At 61.3% G+C, this 16,633-nt stretch carries 15 protein-coding genes; 8 read left to right on the forward strand and 7 right to left on the reverse strand.

Features of this window, described 5'->3' with window-relative positions:
• Positions 1-20 precede the first annotated feature (20 nt).
• From GRF63_RS08630 to ppdK, 3 genes are all read left to right on the forward strand, one after another.
• On the forward strand, positions 21-920 hold the full coding sequence (locus tag GRF63_RS08630; protein ID WP_160486286.1) for a glycine--tRNA ligase subunit alpha: 900 nt from the start codon (positions 21-23) through the stop codon (positions 918-920).
• Positions 917-3,076 (forward strand): glycine--tRNA ligase subunit beta, encoded by a 2,160-nt coding sequence (gene glyS / locus GRF63_RS08635; RefSeq protein WP_160485626.1) that lies wholly within the window; start codon positions 917-919, stop codon positions 3,074-3,076. Before GRF63_RS08630 ends, glyS begins: the two co-directional genes overlap by 4 nt.
• A gap of 133 nt (positions 3,077-3,209) precedes the next feature.
• Positions 3,210-5,882, forward strand: a complete 2,673-nt coding sequence (ppdK, locus tag GRF63_RS08640) for a pyruvate, phosphate dikinase (RefSeq protein ID WP_160485627.1) — start codon at positions 3,210-3,212, stop codon at positions 5,880-5,882.
• On the opposite strand, the gene GRF63_RS08645 is transcribed toward ppdK, so the two are convergent.
• Positions 5,865-6,584: a methyltransferase domain-containing protein gene (locus tag GRF63_RS08645; RefSeq protein ID WP_237392393.1), complete on the reverse strand. Its 720-nt coding sequence runs from the start codon at positions 6,582-6,584 to the stop codon at positions 5,865-5,867. The genes ppdK and GRF63_RS08645 overlap by 18 nt on opposite strands.
• A gap of 101 nt (positions 6,585-6,685) precedes the next feature.
• Between GRF63_RS08645 and GRF63_RS08650 the strand changes: the two genes are divergently transcribed.
• The 3 genes from GRF63_RS08650 (at position 6,686) to GRF63_RS08660 (ending at position 9,822) form a co-directional block, all read left to right on the forward strand.
• Complete coding sequence (locus GRF63_RS08650; RefSeq protein WP_160485629.1) at positions 6,686-7,345, forward strand: ComF family protein; 660 nt, start codon at positions 6,686-6,688, stop codon at positions 7,343-7,345.
• Between the two features lie 348 nt (positions 7,346-7,693).
• Complete coding sequence (gene hisI / locus GRF63_RS08655) at positions 7,694-8,074, forward strand: phosphoribosyl-AMP cyclohydrolase (RefSeq protein WP_160486287.1); 381 nt, start codon at positions 7,694-7,696, stop codon at positions 8,072-8,074.
• Positions 8,071-9,822 carry an acyl-CoA dehydrogenase C-terminal domain-containing protein gene (locus tag GRF63_RS08660; RefSeq protein WP_160485630.1) on the forward strand — a complete coding sequence of 584 codons (1,752 nt, stop codon included), beginning with the start codon at positions 8,071-8,073 and terminating at the stop codon, positions 9,820-9,822. The genes hisI and GRF63_RS08660 overlap by 4 nt, the downstream gene beginning before the upstream one ends.
• On the opposite strand, the gene GRF63_RS08665 is transcribed toward GRF63_RS08660, so the two are convergent.
• From GRF63_RS08665 to tyrS, 5 genes are all read right to left on the reverse strand, one after another.
• Complete coding sequence (locus tag GRF63_RS08665; RefSeq protein WP_160485631.1) at positions 9,819-10,523, reverse strand: dienelactone hydrolase family protein; 705 nt, start codon at positions 10,521-10,523, stop codon at positions 9,819-9,821. The genes GRF63_RS08660 and GRF63_RS08665 overlap by 4 nt on opposite strands.
• Entirely contained in the window at positions 10,520-11,440 is a 921-nt protein-coding gene (cysK, locus tag GRF63_RS08670) for a cysteine synthase A (RefSeq protein WP_160485632.1), read from the reverse strand. Before cysK ends, GRF63_RS08665 begins: the two co-directional genes overlap by 4 nt.
• 3 nt (positions 11,441-11,443) lie before the next feature.
• Positions 11,444-12,754: an MFS transporter gene (locus tag GRF63_RS08675; RefSeq protein WP_160485633.1), complete on the reverse strand. Its 1,311-nt coding sequence runs from the start codon at positions 12,752-12,754 to the stop codon at positions 11,444-11,446.
• An 81-nt stretch (positions 12,755-12,835) separates the two neighbouring features.
• Entirely contained in the window at positions 12,836-13,174 is a 339-nt protein-coding gene (locus tag GRF63_RS08680; RefSeq protein WP_160485634.1) for a PilZ domain-containing protein, read from the reverse strand.
• Positions 13,175-13,245: 71 nt separating this feature from the next.
• The gene (tyrS, locus tag GRF63_RS08685; RefSeq protein ID WP_160485635.1) at positions 13,246-14,478 is read right to left on the reverse strand and encodes a tyrosine--tRNA ligase; all 1,233 of its coding nucleotides are present in this window, start codon (positions 14,476-14,478) and stop codon (positions 13,246-13,248) included.
• A gap of 139 nt (positions 14,479-14,617) precedes the next feature.
• Here tyrS and GRF63_RS08690 point away from each other — a divergent pair, with 139 nt between their 5' ends.
• Both GRF63_RS08690 and GRF63_RS08695 read left to right on the forward strand, forming a co-directional pair.
• Positions 14,618-15,085 carry a DOMON-like domain-containing protein gene (locus GRF63_RS08690; RefSeq protein ID WP_237392394.1) on the forward strand — a complete coding sequence of 156 codons (468 nt, stop codon included), beginning with the start codon at positions 14,618-14,620 and terminating at the stop codon, positions 15,083-15,085.
• Positions 15,082-16,287, forward strand: coding sequence for an exo-beta-N-acetylmuramidase NamZ family protein (locus GRF63_RS08695; protein ID WP_160485637.1), 1,206 nt, complete (start codon positions 15,082-15,084; stop codon positions 16,285-16,287). Before GRF63_RS08690 ends, GRF63_RS08695 begins: the two co-directional genes overlap by 4 nt.
• Here the strand turns inward: GRF63_RS08695 and GRF63_RS08700 are convergent.
• A complete protein-coding gene (locus GRF63_RS08700; RefSeq protein ID WP_160485638.1) occupies positions 16,281-16,625 on the reverse strand; it encodes a hypothetical protein in 345 nt (114 codons plus the stop codon). The two genes, GRF63_RS08695 and GRF63_RS08700, sit on opposite strands and share 7 nt — an antisense overlap.
• Positions 16,626-16,633 lie beyond the last annotated feature (8 nt).

A 16,633-nucleotide genomic window follows, 5' to 3' on the forward strand; every position in this document is an offset into this window, starting at 1 on the left:
CCAAACCAGTTTGGGACACGATGCAGCGCAATCCGCAAACCTCTTTTCAGGACATGATCCTTGCCCTCCACGATTTTTGGAGCGCGCATGGCTGCCTGATACTGCAACCTTATGACATGCGCATGGGCGCAGGCACATTCCACACCGCCACCACGCTGCGCGCGCTGGGGCCGGAGCCGTGGAACGCTGCCTTCGTGCAGCCGTGCCGCCGCCCAACCGATGGGCGCTATGGCGAAAACCCCAATCGCCTGCAGCATTATTACCAGTACCAGGTCATCCTGAAGCCGAGCCCGGCCGACATTCAGGACCTCTACCTTGAAAGCCTGAAGGTCATCGGCATCGATCCGCTGAAGCACGATATCCGCTTTGTGGAAGATGACTGGGAATCGCCCACGCTGGGCGCGTGGGGCCTTGGCTGGGAAGTGTGGTGTGACGGGATGGAAGTCACCCAGTTCACCTATTTTCAGCAGATGGGCGGGTTCGATTGCAAACCCGTGGCGGGAGAGCTGACCTACGGGCTGGAGCGCCTCGCCATGTATATCCAGGGCGTGGACAATGTGTACGACCTGAATTTCAACGGCCAGGGCGTTTCCTATGGAGAGGTGTTCCTGGAAAACGAAAAGCAGATGTCGAAGTGGAATTTCGAGGTCGCCGAAACAGATGCCCTGTTCGATCTGTTCAACAAGGCAGAGGCAGAGTGCCAGAACGCCCTGAACGCCGATGTGCCCATCGCCGCCTATGAGCAGGCCGTGGAAGCCAGCCACATCTTCAACCTGTTGCAGGCGCGCGGCGTGATCAGCGTGCAGGAACGCGCCAGTTATATGGCCCGCGTGCGCGATCTGGCGCGTGGATCTTGTGAGAAATATGCTCAGACCATGGCGCCCCAATGGCAAGCCAAATATCCGGAGTGGTCGCTATGAGTGATTTCCTCCTCGAACTGCGCTGCGAAGAAATTCCCGCCCGTATGCAGGCGGGCGCACGCGCAGAACTGGAAAAGCTGTTCCGCCGCGAAATGGACGCCGCTGGCGTTGGCGTTGACGACGTTACCGTCTGGTCCACACCGCGCCGCCTTGCACTGATCGCACGCGGCCTGCCCGATGCCACCAAGGCGGTGAGTGAAGAGGCCAAGGGCCCTCCTGTCGGCGCGCCGGATCAGGCCGTGGACGGTTTCTGCCGCAAGAACGGCGTCTCGCGAGACGATCTGGAAGTGCGCGATGTAAAGGGGCGTGAGACTTACTTCGCCGTAAAGAACATTCCCGGCCGCGCCACCAGCGATCTGCTGGCAGAGGCGATCCCTGCGATCATCCGCGACTTCTCCTGGCCCAAGTCCATGCGCTGGGGCGAGGCGTCGCTCTCGACCGAAAGTTTGCGCTGGGTTCGTCCGCTCTCCGGCATCGTAGCCCTGCTGGGTGACGAAGTTGTCGCGTGCGAGGTGCACGGCGTCACCTCCGGCGCGGTGACACTAGGCCACCGTTTTCATCACAGCGGCGATATCACCATCGGTAATGCCGACGATTACGCGATGAAACTGCGCGCAGGCCATGTGATTGTTGATCATGAAGAACGTCAAAACCTGATCCGCGAAGGCGCGGCCAGGGTTGCATCCGAAGCCGGCCTTTCGCTGGTGGAGGATGAGGGGCTGGTGATCGAGAACGCCGGCCTGACCGAATGGCCCGTGCCGCTGCTGGGCCGCTTCGACGAGGATTTCCTCGACGTGCCGCCCGAAGTCATCCAGCTCACCGCGCGGGTGAACCAGAAGTATTTCGTGTGCGAGAGCAAAGACGGCAAACTCGCCAACGCCTTCATTTGCACCGCCAATATCGAGGCGGAAGACGGCGGCGCAGCCATCGTGGACGGCAACCGCAAGGTGCTCGCCGCACGGTTGAGCGATGCGCGCTTCTTCTGGGAACTGGACCAGAAAACACCGCTGCGCGAACATGCGAAGAAGCTGGAGCGCATCACCTTCCACGAGAAGCTGGGTAGCGTTGCCGACAAGGTGGAGCGGGTGGCGAAACTGGCCGCGTGGCTGACATCTGACGCCCGCGCGCCAAATGGTGACCACAATGCAGCCCGGCAGGCAGCCGAACTCAGCAAGTCCGATCTCGTCACTGAAATGGTGGGAGAATTCCCTGAGCTTCAAGGGCTTATGGGCGGATATTACGCTGAAAAGGAAGGTCTGCCGCAGGACGTGGCCAACGCCATTCGCGATCATTACAAGCCCGTGGGCCAGGATGACGAAGTGCCCACGGCTCCGATAACGGTCGCGGTCAGCCTTGCCGATAAGCTCGATAATCTGTTCAGTTTCTTCAACATCGATATCCTGCCCACAGGGTCCAAGGATCCGTTCGCCCTTCGCCGCGCGGCGCTGGGCTATCTGCGGCTTGTACAGGCCAATAAGCTGGAGCTTTCGCTGGAACAGGCAGCGCAGGCCTGGGGCGGACTTGGACAGGCAAAGCTCGGCACGCGTGTTGCAGAGTTCCTTTCCGACAGGCTTGCCGTGCAAATGCGGGAAGAGGGCGTTCGACACGATTACATCGCCGCTTCGCGCGAATGGCATGGACATACGGATGCCCGCACCGACCGCATCGAAGCACGCGCGCGCGCTCTTGCAGAGTTTCTCAAGACCGAAAACGGCATCAACCTCCTCGCCGGATACAAGCGCGCTGCCAACATCCTCAAGAAGGAAGACTGGCACGGCGCAGAAGGCGAAATCGCGCGCACGGGTGAGGAAGACCCGCTGGCGCTGGTGGACGATCCCGACATGAAAGCCGTGATCGACGCCAAGATGGAAGAGCGCCACAACCGCGAAATCGCCTATACACCCGAACCTGCCGAGAAGGCGCTGATCGATGCTCTCGACACAGCAGAGCCGCAGGCGGCAAAGGCTATCGAGGCAGAGGATTTCGAGGGGGCCATGTCCGCCCTTGCATCACTGCGCGCGCCAATTGACGCGTTCTTTGAGGATGTGACGGTAAATGACCCGGATGAGGACAAACGCGCCGCAAGGCTTGACCTGCTTGCACGTTTTCGTGCTGCAGTGCACAACGTAGCCGATTTCTCGAAGATCGAAGGCTAAGGCAGGGCTTGATCCAGCGATGCACCAGCTTCGAGACTCGAGGCTAAACGTATAATATCAGTATGGTGGTGGGATAAGTTGAGAAGGCGGGGCACATGCTTCGCCATCTTGATAATTCAGGAAAACAGGATTGATGATGAAGACAGTCTACACTTTCGGCGGCGATGCACCGCATGATGATCCTCGCCAGCGCGACAAGACTGTTACCGGCGGCAAAGGCGCCAACCTTGCCGAAATGGCAAGCATCGGCCTGCCGGTCCCTCCCGGTTTCACCATCACGACAGAGGAATCGGTCGGCTATCTGAACCGCGGCGAAGCTTTTTCGGACAAGCTGAGGGACGATGTTGCAGAGGCGCTGGCGCATATCGAGAAAAGCGTGGGCAAGAAATTTGGCGACAAGGCCGATCCGCTGCTCGTTTCCGTCCGCTCCGGCGCGCGCGTATCCATGCCCGGCATGATGGACACGGTGCTGAACCTTGGCCTGAATGACGAGACCGTGGAAGGCCTTGCCAGCGCATCGGGCGATGATCGCTTCGCCTGGGACAGCTATCGCCGCTTCATCCAGATGTATTCCGACGTTGTCCTTGGCCTGGACCATGGTGCATTCGAGGAAGCGCTGGAGATCGCCAAGGAAGATCGCGGCTATTTCACCGATACCGAAATGACAGCGGATGATTGGCGCGAACTGGTTGGCCAGTTCAAGCAGATCGTTAAGGCAGAGCAGGGCAAGCCGTTCCCGCTGGATGTGAATGAGCAATTGTGGGGCGCCATCGCTGCCGTGTTTGAAAGCTGGGATGCAGAGCGCGCGAAGGTCTATCGCCGCCTCAACGGCATTCCCGGTGACTGGGGCACGGCGGTAAACGTGCAGGCCATGGTGTTCGGCAACATGGGCGAAACCAGCGCCACCGGCGTTGCCTTCACCCGCGATCCCTCCACTGGTGAACGCAGTTATTACGGCGAATGGCTGGTGAACGCGCAGGGTGAGGACGTGGTGGCCGGCATCCGCACGCCGCAATACCTCACCAAGGCCCGCCGAGAAGCCGCAGGCGCGGAATTGCCCAGCATGGAAGAAGCCATGCCCGCCGCCTACGAGGAACTGGCGCGCGTGTTCGACCTGCTGGAAAACCATTACAAGGACATGCAGGATATCGAGTTCACCGTGCAGGAAGGCGTGCTGTGGATGCTGCAGACCCGCAGCGGCAAGCGCACTGCAAAGGCGGCCCTCAAGATGGCCGTGGAAATGGTGGATGAAGGCCTGATCGACGAGAAAACCGCGATCCTGCGGGTCGATCCCATGGCGCTGGACCAGCTGCTCCACCCCACGCTGGACCCCGATGCCCCGCGCGATGAACTGGCCACCGGCCTTCCCGCATCGCCCGGCGCGGCTTCGGGCAAAATCGTGCTGGATGCCGATACGGCCGAACTCTGGTCAAACCGGGAGGAGGACGTGATCCTCGTCCGCGTGGAAACCAGCCCGGAGGATATCCACGGCATGCACGCAGCGCGCGGCATCCTGACAGCGCGCGGCGGGATGACCAGCCACGCCGCCGTGGTGGCGCGCGGCATGGGCCGCCCCTGCGTTTCGGGCGCGTCCGCCGTGTCCATCAACATGGAAACCCGCACCCTGCGCATCGGCAGCAGAGAGCTTAAGGAAGGCGATGTCCTCACGCTGGACGGCGCAACCGGACAGATCATGGCCGGACGCGTCTCTACCATAGAGCCAGAGCTTGCCGGCGATTTCGGCGTGCTGATGGAATGGGCAGACAAGCACCGCCGCATGGGCGTGCGCACCAATGCGGAGACGCCCGAAGATTGCAAGACCGCGCGCGGTTTCGGCGCGGAAGGCATCGGCCTTTGCCGTACGGAACACATGTTCTTCGACGCGGGCCGGATCAGCGCCGTACGCGCCATGATCCTGGCCGATGACGAGAAGGGCCGCCGGACCGCACTGGAGCGACTGCTGCCCGAACAGCGCAGCGATTTTGCGGAAATCTTCCGCACCATGCATGGGCTTCCCTGCACCATCCGCCTGTTGGATCCGCCGCTGCATGAATTCATGCCGACGCGTGACGAAGAGTTTCAGGAGCTGTCTGACAGTCTGAATGTCAGCATGGATCACCTGAAGCGTCGCGCAGGCGAATTGCATGAATTCAACCCCATGCTGGGCCATCGTGGCTGCCGCCTCGGCATCACTTTCCCGGAAATCTACGAAATGCAGGCCCGCGCCATTTTCGAGGCGGCCTGCGATGTTACCGCAGAAGGCGGCGATCCCGTGGTGCCCGAAGTGATGATCCCGCTGGTCGCTACGCGCAAGGAACTGCAGATCCTGCGCAAGCTGGTGATCGATACGGCAGACCAGGTGTTTGCCGAACGGGGCGCATCGGTGGAATATCTGGTCGGCACCATGATCGAATTGCCACGTGCCGCGCTGATGGCTGGTGAAATTGCCGAGGAAGCGCGCTTCTTCAGCTTCGGCACCAATGATCTGACGCAGACGGCGCTGGGCGTATCTCGCGACGATGCGGGGCGCTTCCTTTCCCCCTATGTGGAGAAGGGCATCTATGCCCGCGATCCCTTCGTCAGCCTGGATGTGGACGGCGTTGGCCAGCTGGTGGAAATTGCCGTGGAGCGCGGCAGGGCCACGCGCGGCGATATCAAGCTGGGCATTTGCGGAGAGCATGGCGGCGATCCGGAAAGCATCGCCTTCTGCGAAAAGGTCGGCCTCGATTACGTCTCCGCCTCTCCGTACCGCGTGCCAATCGCGCGGCTGGCGGCAGCGCAGGCGGCCTTACGTTCCGGCGAGTGATCTGCGCCCGCTGAGGGTGAGGATGGAAAAGGTCTCCGTCACCCGGCCATCTTCATCCGCCTGATCCAGAAATGCAGCCCGCGCCCGGTCGATGCCGGCACAGGTCAGGGGAGGGGCGGCAGAGGACAGGACATTGCCCAGTCCCTGCTCTCGCAAATCGGCAACAAGCCTGTCGAGCGAGCCATAGCGCACGTTGAGATCATGCGAATCGACGACCGGGTCTTTCCACCCGGCGCGCTGCAAAAGATCCGCTGCGGCGCGCGTGTCGACCAGCGGGTGCATCCGGGCTGCCGGCCTGTCCGGTTCTGCCGCATAAATCGCCTTGCGCAATTTTGGCAGCGATCCGGCGCCGGGAAACATCGCGATCACAAGACCGCCGGGCGCGAGAGCCTGTCGCAGATGGATCAGCGCGCCGGGCAAATCATTCACCGTGTCCAGCAGGCCGAGGACGGCGATGAAATCGTGCCCTCCAGCGGGGTGGGGTTGCTGCAAATCGATCACGTGGTTGCCCACGATATCCGCCTCTTGAATATCCTGCGCTTTGCCCAGGCTGTGCCGGGCGAGGTTGCCCGAATAATCACCGATCACCAGCGCCCTTGCCGGATCATGCCGGACAAATGCGAGGCGTTCGGCGATGTCTTCAACCATGTCATCAAGCACGAAGCGCGCGGCATCCTGCTCACGCTCTTGCAAACCAAGCATGCGTAAACGACTGGATTTGCGGCGTTGTTCGGAAAAGATTCTCGGAGGTGTCGTAGCCATGCCGCTTGCCTAGCGACACGCGCGCAGGCAGCATAGCCCGCATGGCCGTGAAAGACGCATTCGCCCCACTGGTGGACCTGATCTACCCGCCGCGATGCCCGCTTTGCGGAGACGCCATCGCCGCGCAGAGCGGGCTTTGCACGCCATGCTGGTCCACGCTGGAAATCCCGGCACAGGATTCGGCACAGGACAGCGACGGTGTTGCCGCCGCCACCATCTACAATGATACGGCTCGCCAGCTGGTGCTGAATTTCAAACATGGGCGAAAGATCGCGCTCGCCCCGATGATGGCGCGCCAGATCGCATCGCGCCTGGGAGAGCTGGAGGGTGAGTGGCTGGCCGTACCGGTGCCGCTTCACCGCATTCGCCTGTGGCAGCGCGGCTTCAACCAGTCCGCATTGATCGCGCGGGAATTGTGCAAGGTGACCAAGGCCAGACTGCTGGTGGATGCGCTGCTGCGGCCGCGACGGACGCCGAGCCTAGGCGGGCTGGGAAGGGCGGAGCGGGCCAGGGTACTGGACGGCGCGATCGTTCCCAATCCTGCGCGAATCAAGCGGCTGGCGGGCGCGCGTATCCTGCTGGTGGATGATGTGCTGACAAGTGGCGCCACGACAGACGCGTGCAAGGTGGCGCTGAGGCAAGCGGGCGCTGCGCAAATCCGCATTGCCTGTTTCTCAAGGGTTGGGGAGGGGCATCAGTAAAGCATGGCCGCAACGCAAAACGCCCGGGCGTTACACCCGGGCGTTCGCGTGACGAAAAATGCTGAAACTTCGCGCGAGCCCCCCAGCCTGCGCGTCCATTTCAAACCCTCATGAACCCGATACTCCTGATGGTTCAGGTAGTATCAAGACCCCCCACACCCTGACCGGTATGGCAGGCGGCCCGCCCAGCCGCGGTTGCATTCATCCCACCGAAAGGTTCAAAGACAAACAGCAAACTCCAACCTTGATAGTTTTCGCTGCGACTATGTGTTTATCTTGCAACAAATGAGTACATAGAGTGAAACCTACTATTCGAATCCTACTGGGAAACGCGAAAGGACCAAGACGATTTCCAACGAGGTAAAAGACCGCGAAACAGGTAACGCTTTCCTCCCCAAATTCGATGCTGCCGGTCTGCTGACGGCCGTTGTGCAGCACGTGGACACGGGCGAAATCCTGATGCTGGCCTTCATGGACCAGGAAGCGCTGGACGCCACGCGCAAGACAGGAATAGCGCATTTCCATTCGCGCAGCCGTGGCAAGCTGTGGATGAAGGGAGAAAGCTCCGGCAATACGCTCAACGTGATCGAAATACGCGTCGATTGCGATCAGGACGCGCTGATCCTGAAGGCGCAGCCCGCCGGGCCTGCCTGCCACACCGGCGCGCGCAGCTGCTTTTATCGCAAGCTTACCGGAAACCGGCTGGAAACCGTAGGAGACAAGGCATGAGCGGATGGACCGCACCCACGCGCGATACGCTTTTCGTGCTCAACGATGTTCTCAACATCACCGATTGTGATCTGCCGGGATACGAATCGCTGGACGAGGAAACGGTGCAGGCCGTGGTGGAAGGCATGGGCAAATTTTGCGCCGATGTGCTCGCCCCGCTCAATCCCGTGGCCGATGCGCAAGGCTGCACGCGGCACGATGATGGCAGCGTCACTACGCCGGACGGGTTCAGGGACGCCTACGACCAGTTGGTGGAGTCGGGATGGAATACGCTCGCCTCTCCCGAAGAATATGGCGGGCAGGGCATGGGCCATGTGCTGGGCACCGTGCTGGAAGAATATATGAACTCCGCATGCGCGGGCTTCATGATGTATCCCGGCATCGTGGGCGGCGCGACGTCCACCATCATCTCGGCCGGCAGCGATGAATTGAAGTCCACCTATGTCGAGAAGATCGTAAGCGGGGAATGGCTGGCCACGATGGCGCTGACGGAAGGGCATGCAGGCACCGACCTTGGCCTGATGCGCACGAAGGCACAGCCGCAGGACGATGGATCCTACAGCATTTCCGGAGAGAAGATCTTCATCTCCGGCGGCGAGCATGACCTTACCGAGAATATCATTCATCTGGTGCTGGCGCGGGTTCCCGATGCGCCCGTCGGTTCACGGGGCATATCGCTGTTTCTGGTGCCCAAGATCCTGCCGGATGGGACACGCAATTCACTGTCCTGCGCATCTATCGAGCACAAGATGGGCCTGAACGGCAGCGCCACCTGCGTGATGAATTTCGATGGTGCGAAGGGTTGGCTGCTGGGCGAGGAAAATGGCGGACTGGCGGCCATGTTCATCATGATGAATGCCGCGCGGCTGGCCGTTGGCGTGCAGGGGCTGGCCCATGCCGAACATTCTTATCAGCGGGCCGCAAACTATGCGCTGGAACGCAAGCAGGGCAGGGGCATGGGCAAGCGAGCCAATCCCGATGATGCAGCAGACAGTCTGCTGGTGCATCCCGATGTGCGCCGCATGCTGATGGATGGGCGCGCCTTTGCCGAAGGGTTTCGTGCGCTGGTGCTGTGGACCGCCCTTCAGATCGACCGCGCGCATGGTGCGGCAACCCAGGAAGAGCGAAAGGAAACCGATGCTCTTGTGTCGTTCCTGACACCCGTCATCAAGGCCTATGGCAGCGACCGTGGATTCGAAACCGCGGTGGAGATGCAGCAGGTGCTGGGCGGGCATGGCTATGTGAAGGAATGGGGCATGGAGCAGATCGTGCGCGATGCCCGCATTGCCATGATCTATGAAGGCGCCAACGGCGTTCAGGCGATGGACCTTGCCGGGCGGAAACTGGCGAAAGATGGCGGAAAGGTCGCGATGCGCTTCGCCGCGATGGTGGAAGACGATCTTGGCGCTGCGCCGGAATGGCTTGCCGGGCCCATGCACGCTGCGCTGAAGGATACCACCGCTGCCGCGCAGTGGATGCTGGAGAATGCGGCGCAGGACCCGGATAATTTGGGCGCAGCGTCCTATGCCTTCATGCAGATGATCGGCGTGGTGGCCGTGGGCTGGATGTGGGTGCGCATGGTGCAGGCCGTGGACGGGCGGGAGGATGAATTTGCCACGGCAAAGCGCATTACCGCGCGCCATTATGCCCAACGCACGCTACCGCAGACAAGCGCCTTGCGCGCCCGCGTGGAAGCCGGTGCGGAAAACCTGATGGCCTTGCCGGAAGACGCGTTCGCGCGCGCCTAGCTTTCCAGCAATTCGGCGAACAGGGACATCATGGCCGCCCAGCTTTGCCGATCCGCGCTGGCGTCGTAGTCGGTCGCCGGATTGTCATTGGGGGCAGGGTTGGTGAAACCGTGCTTCACGCCTGCGTAGGAATGGAAATGCCAGTTCGCCCCGGCATGATCCATCTCCTGCCAGAAATTCATCACCTGCCCGCGCGGCACCATGGGATCGGCATCGCCGTGGCACACCAGGATGCGGGCCGAGACCTTGCCGGGCTCGGCAGGCATCTGCGTGTCGAGCAGGCCGTGAAAGCTGACGGCGGCCGCTACCGGGGCACCTTCCCGCGCCAGTTCCAGCGCGGCTTGCCCGCCCATGCAGAAGCCGATGATGAAGATCGGCAGACCCTGCGAGCCGTCCACGCCGACCAACGCGCGCAGGGAAGCGCGAAGGCGCTGTCGATATAGCTCCGGCGTCTCACGGATTTCGCTGGCGAACAGGCGAGACTGGTCAAAACTTTCCGGCGTCTTGCCGTAGAAATCGCCGATCATGGCAAGATAGCCAGCCTGTGCCAGCTTGAATGCCTTTGCTTCCACCGCAGGGGTGGGGTTCATGATCGTGGGGAACACCAGCACCGCAGCGCGCGGCGGGCCTTGCGGCCGCACCACGTGCCCGGTCAGCTGCGTACCGGCATCGTCATACTCTACCGGTTCGAAAGTGCTCATTTTTCCGGCCAGAAATCCGGCACGGAGAAGTAGCGCTCTCCTGTGTCATAGTTGAAGCCGAGCACGCGCGTGCTTGCGTCCAGCTCTGCCAACTTTTGATCAATCGCCGCCAGCGTGGCGCCCGAACTGATACCTACCAGCAGGCCCTCTTCCTTTGCGCAGCGGCGGGCCATTTCCTTCGCCGCCTCTGCATCCACCTTGATCGCGCCGTCGATGGCGTTGGTGTGCAAATTGCCGGGGATGAATCCTGCGCCAATGCCCTGGATGGGGTGCGGGCCGGGCTGGCCGCCGGAGATTACGGGCGATGCTTCGGGCTCAACCGCATAGGCCTTCATCTCGGGCCACTCCTTCTTCAGCGCCTCTGCGCAGCCGGTCAGATGTCCGCCAGTGCCGACGCCGGTGATCAGATAGGCAGGCGGTGCATACCTAAAATCTTCGAGGATTTCGCGCGAGGTTGTACGTGCGTGGATCTCGACATTGGCAGGGTTTTCAAACTGTTGCGGCATCCAGGCGTTGTCTGTCTGCTCCACCAGTTCGGCGGCGCGTTCCAGCGCGCCCTTCATGCCCTTTTCCTTGGGCGTCAGATCGAAACTGGCGCCATAGGCCAGCATCAGGCGGCGGCGCTCTATGCTCATGCTCTCCGGCATCACGAGGACGAGCTTGTAGCCCTTGACGGCGGCCACCATGGCCAGGCCGATGCCGGTGTTGCCGCTGGTCGGTTCAATGATGGTGCCGCCGGGCTTCAGCGCACCGGATTTCTCCGCGTCTTCCACCATCGCCAGCGCAATGCGATCCTTGATGGAGCCGCCGGGATTGGCGCGCTCGCTCTTCACCCAAACCTCGTGATCGGGGAACAGGCGCGACAGGCGGATATGCGGCGTGTTGCCGATGGTTTGCAGGACATTGTCGAATTTCATGGGTCAGGCTCCCTTTTTAGCCGGGTCGTGCGCAGTATTGCCGACCGGCGTGTCATCTGTCTCTACCAATTCATCAGGCGGGTCGAAGGTCCGGGTTGTTCGCAAAACAGGGAATAACACGGCCCACAGCCCCACGGTAATGATCGCGCCAACTCCGCCCAGCGCCACGGCGGCCACAGGCCCGATCAGGAAGGCGAGGCTGCCGGAGAAGAAATCGCCAAATTCGTTCGATGCGCTGATGGTGAGCTGCGACACCGCCGACACCCGCCCGCGCTTGTCATCCGGCGTGTGCAGCTGGATCAGCGACTGGCGGATGTAGACGCTGAACATGTCGGCTGCGCCAACGATGAAAAGCATCGCCAGGCTCAGCGGCATGGATGTGGAGAAGGCGAAGATCACTGTCGCCCCGCCAAAGGCCGCCACGGCCAGCAGCATCTTTGGCCCGACGCCCGACTTCAGGGGCCGGAAAGAGAAATACAGCGCCGTCAACGCCGCGCCGATGGCAGGCGCCATGGCCAGCTGGCTGAGGCCGGTTGCGCCCACTTGCAGAATGTCGCGCGCATAGACCGGGAACAGCGCCGTCGCGCCCGCCAGGAACACGGCGAACAGGTCCAGCGTGATGGAGCCCAGCACCATTTTGTTGTGCCAGACATAGTCCAGCCCTTCGCGGATCTGCTTTATCGGGCGTGCCGGCCCCTTCGGCTTTCCGCGCGGCACGTGGCCGATGAAGGAAAGCGCGATTGCCGCCACCACGAACAGCACCACCGACGCTGCATAGGGAAGGGCAGGGGTTATATCGTATAACACGCCGCCCACTGCCGGGCCGACTATCATCCCTGTCTGCCACGCAATGGAAGACAGCGCGATGGCGCTTGGCAGGATCTTTGGCGGCACCAGGTTGGGCGCCAGCGCCGAAAGCGCAGGGCCCGCAAAGGCGCGCACGATGCCCAGCACCACGGCAACGCAGTAGAGCACATACAGCGTGATCCCGTCGTGCCAGGTGAAGACGGCCAGCACCACGGCGCACACCAGTTGCAGCATCACCATCCACCGGCCAAGATTGCGGCGGTCAAAACGGTCTGCGGCAAGGCCGGTAAATGGCGTGAGCAGGAACAGCGGCACGAATTGCAGCAGGCCGATCAGGGCCAGTTGGCCCGAAGCCTCTCCTACACTCATCCCGCTGTCACGCGCGAGGTTGTAGGTTTGCCACCCGATGATCAGCATCATAGCGTATTGCGCCAGCGTCATCGTCATCCGCGCAACCCAGAAGGCGCGGAAATTGGCTATGCGAAAGGGGGAGGGTTCGGTACTCACACGCGCGCAATGGCAGCGCGATCTGCGCTTGCCAAGCTAATCGAAATTGGGACGTCTAAAGCAGGAGGCCGCGTCTACAGTTCAGCTACGGCGACGAAGCGCGGGATTGGGCTGCATTTCCGAAATCATGCTTTCGAAGGAATCGAGACGGATGATGCGTTCGAACTGGAAGCCCGCACGGTCTTCCGTCGTCCAGATGCAATAGGCTTCGATGCGGCCGACGGAGGGCAGGCGGATGATCATGCGATCTCCGCGATCGACGCCTTCCACCCGGCTCACCATGAAGCCGTGCGCTGAAATATTCGAAATCTGCAGCTTCATATCGCCGTGCTGCAGATGTTCCGCTATTACCGAAAAGTCGACCGGATGCCGCGTGGAACGCCGCATATCGGTGACGGATAGCTGTGCCCCGCCTGCCATGACCTGTCATTTCCCTTCGATTTGTGTGACCCGAAACCGGTTTGTCAGGAAATGGTGGACTTTTGGTAAAGCTACCCCCTTGTAAGGATCGCGTGCCGCTTCTTGCCAAGGCTCAATTGCAGCTCGGCGCCCTCTTCCAGTTCAATAAGATAACCGGGATCGGAGATGGTCTCGTCCTCCAGCTTCACTGCACCTTCCGCCACCTTGCGCTTCGCTTCTCCATTGGATTTGGTGAAACCCAGCTCGGTCAGCGCGGCACCCACGCGGATGCCCTCTGCTGGCACGGAGAGGGTGGGAAGATCATCCCCCTTGCCGCCGCCGGAGAATGTCTGCTGCGCCGTGGCGCGTGCCGATACGGCGGCATCCTCGCCCCGCACAAGCTTCGTCACCTCGTCTGCCAGCACGATCTTCGCCTCGTTGATATCGCTGCCTTCCAGGGCTTCGAGGCGGGCGATTTCGTCCAGTGGCAGATCGGTAAACAGCTTCAGGAATTTGCCCACGTCGCGATCATCGGTGTTGCGCCAGAATTGCCAGAAATCATAGCTCGGCAATTGCGCTTCATTCAGCCACACGGCGCCCGATGCTGTCTTGCCCATCTTGCCGCCATCGGCAGTGGTCAACAGCGGCGTGGTGAGGCCGAACAGCTCCACCCCGTCCATCCGGCGGCCAAGTTCCAGGCCGTTGACGATATTGCCCCACTGGTCACTGCCGCCCATTTGCAGCCGCGCGCCCATGGTTTGCGCCAGATGGCGGAAATCATAGCCCTGCAGAATCATGTAATTGAATTCGAGGAACGTCATCGGCTGTTCGCGATCAAGCCGCAGCTTTACAGAATCGAACGACAGCATGCGATTGATGGTGAAATGCGTGCCCACCTCGCGCAGCATTTCGATATAGCCGATGCTGCCCAGCCAATCGTAATTGTCCACCATCACGGCATCTGTCGGTCCGTCGCCAAAGGTCAGCACACGCTCAAACACGGTGCGGATGGAGGCGATGTTTTCGGCGATGGTATCTTCCGACAACATCTTGCGGCTTTCATCCCGCCCGGTGGGATCGCCGATGCGCGTGGTGGCCCCGCCCATCAGGACGATCGGCTTGTGCCCGGTCTGCTGCAAACGGCGCAGCATCATGATTTGAACCAACGATCCAACGTGCAGGGAGGGCGCCGTGGCGTCAAAACCGATATAACCGGGAACGGTCTGTCGCACGGCAAGGGCATCCAGTCCCTCTGCATCGGTCAACTGGTGGACATAGCCGCGCTCATTAAGCACTTGCAGGAGATCGGAATCGTAAGTGGTCATCTCGGGGGATTTGGCTGCTTAATTGTTGGAACTTGGGGGCGCCTAGCACGGGGTTACTTGCTTGCAAACGTATGATCTGGTCGCACATGCAACCACACCACCACTCGCCGTTCGACGGGTAGAGGCGAGGGTACTTTCCTTGACAGATAACTGGGTCCGCGTTCGCTGGCGGATCGATGGGCCAAGCAAGCTTGTGCTGCCGCCTTTTGCAGGGCGCGGCAGGGCGGACAATCTGTGGGAAAGCACCTGCTTTGAACTGTTCATGATGGAGAAGGACGGCACCAATTCCTATTCGGAATTCAACCTGTCGCCATCGGAACGCTGGGCCGCATACGACTTCACCGATTATCGGGAAGGCATGACGGAGAGGCATTTCGCACGCGAACCCGATTGCGCCATGCGCATGGGCACGGCCATGGCAATCTTCGATGCCGCACTGCCGCGCGCACAAATGCCGGAGCCGCCTGCATCCATCGGCCTGGCCGCCGTGATCGAGGAAGAGGGCGGCGTGAAAAGCTACTGGGCCATCTCTCACCACAAGGAAAAGCCCGATTTTCACGATCCCGCTTGCTTCGCAGGGAGTATTGCGCGAACCCGCGCTGCATGAAATTCGGAATAGACCGGCTGCTTGCCGAAGCGGACCTTAGAGCACCACTGGATGGCAAGCGCGTGGCGCTGGTTGCCCATCCTGCATCCGTCACTGCGGATCTGACGCACAGCCTGGATGCGCTAATCGGCGCTGGTGTTAACATCACCAGCGCCTTTGGCCCGCAGCACGGGCTGAAAGGCGACAAGCAGGATAACATGGTGGAGACCGAGGACGAGGTGGATGCCACTTACGGCATTCCCGTGTTCTCGCTGTACGGAGAGGTGCGCCGCCCGACGGCACAGATGATGTCCAGCGCGGACGTCTTCCTGTTCGATCTGCAGGATCTTGGCTGCCGCATCTACACCTTCGTCACCACGCTGCTGTATCTGCTGGAAGAGGCGGAGAAGCACGGCAAATCCGTGTGGGTACTGGACAGGCCCAACCCCGCCGGAAGGCCGGTGGAAGGCACGCGGCTGATCCCCGGTCATGAAAGCTTCGTGGGCGCAGGCCCCATGCCGATGCGCCACGGGCTGACGCTGGGTGAGATGGGCCAGTGGTTTATCCGCCACTTTGGCCTCGATGTGGATTACCGCGTCATCGCCATGCATGACTGGTTGCCAGAGGCAGCGCCGGGCTTTGGCTGGCCGGAAAGCCGCATCTGGATCAATCCCAGCCCCAATGCCGCCAGCCTCAACATGGCGCGTGGCTATGCCGGCACGGTAATGATCGAGGGCGCGACATTGAGCGAGGGCAGGGGCACCACGCGCCCGCTGGAGGTGCTGTTCGGCGCGCCCGACATCGATGCCAAGGCCGTGATGGCCGAAATGCATCGTTTCGCGCCCGAATGGATGGCCGGCTGCGCTTTACGCGACTGCTGGTTCGAGCCGACCTTTCACAAGCATTCCGGCCAGTTGTGCAATGCCCTGATGATCCATGCTGAGGGCGAATTCTACGATCACGCCGCCTTCAGGCCATGGCGTTTGCAGGCACTGGCGTTCAAGGCGATCCGTACCCTTTACCCCGATTACCCGATCTGGCGCGGTACGGATTTCAAATATGAATACACCGACGATGTGCTCGCCATCGATGTGATCAACGGCGGGCCCGCGCTGCGCGAATGGGTGGATGATGCAGGCTCAACGCCGGACGATCTGGACGCCATCGCCGCCGCTGATGAGCAAAGCTGGCACGAAGAAGTGGCAGACTTGCTGCTTTACTGAGCAGGCATGAACGAAACGGGCTGTTCCTCATCCTGCTGCGGAGGGCGCATCAGGCTGCCGTCCGTCATCACCAGCAGGCTGCACCCGTCAACTTCGTAGCCAACGGCATGCATTGGCTGCAAGGTATCGGGCCGCGCCGGGTCACGGAACAATTGCGCGTCCCCCTCGGCGCCTTGCACAAGCTGCGGATCATTGTCGCAGGCGGTGTCCACGTCGGGATCGAACACCGGCGTTTCCACATCAACCGCGGGCGGCGTTTCTGATTTTGATGCGTTGTCCTGGCCTGCCGCTTGGGTGGTCGCGGTAAGGATGATCAGGGCGGATGCTATTTTCAGCATGTCTTACC

The organism is Aurantiacibacter rhizosphaerae (assembly GCF_009807005.1).
Taxonomy (GTDB): Bacteria; Pseudomonadota; Alphaproteobacteria; order Sphingomonadales; family Sphingomonadaceae; genus Alteraurantiacibacter; species Alteraurantiacibacter rhizosphaerae.

Bases quoted from the DNA above. Each gene is read 5' to 3' on its own strand.
- GRF63_RS08630 (WP_160486286.1), top strand. From the start codon at position 21: ATGCAGCGCAATCCGCAAACCTCTTTTCAGGACATGATCCTTGCCCTC.
- glyS (WP_160485626.1), top strand. From the start codon at position 917: ATGAGTGATTTCCTCCTCGAACTGCGCTGCGAAGAAATTCCCGCCCGT.
- ppdK (WP_160485627.1), top strand. From the start codon at position 3,210: ATGATGAAGACAGTCTACACTTTCGGCGGCGATGCACCGCATGATGAT.
- GRF63_RS08645 (WP_237392393.1), bottom strand. From the start codon at position 6,584: ATGCTTGGTTTGCAAGAGCGTGAGCAGGATGCCGCGCGCTTCGTGCTT.
- GRF63_RS08650 (WP_160485629.1), top strand. From the start codon at position 6,686: ATGGCCGTGAAAGACGCATTCGCCCCACTGGTGGACCTGATCTACCCG.
- GRF63_RS08660 (WP_160485630.1), top strand. From the start codon at position 8,071: ATGAGCGGATGGACCGCACCCACGCGCGATACGCTTTTCGTGCTCAAC.
- GRF63_RS08665 (WP_160485631.1), bottom strand. From the start codon at position 10,523: ATGAGCACTTTCGAACCGGTAGAGTATGACGATGCCGGTACGCAGCTG.
- cysK (WP_160485632.1), bottom strand. From the start codon at position 11,440: ATGAAATTCGACAATGTCCTGCAAACCATCGGCAACACGCCGCATATC.
- GRF63_RS08680 (WP_160485634.1), bottom strand. From the start codon at position 13,174: ATGGCAGGCGGGGCACAGCTATCCGTCACCGATATGCGGCGTTCCACG.
- tyrS (WP_160485635.1), bottom strand. From the start codon at position 14,478: ATGACCACTTACGATTCCGATCTCCTGCAAGTGCTTAATGAGCGCGGC.
- GRF63_RS08695 (WP_160485637.1), top strand. From the start codon at position 15,082: ATGAAATTCGGAATAGACCGGCTGCTTGCCGAAGCGGACCTTAGAGCA.
- GRF63_RS08700 (WP_160485638.1), bottom strand. From the start codon at position 16,625: ATGCTGAAAATAGCATCCGCCCTGATCATCCTTACCGCGACCACCCAA.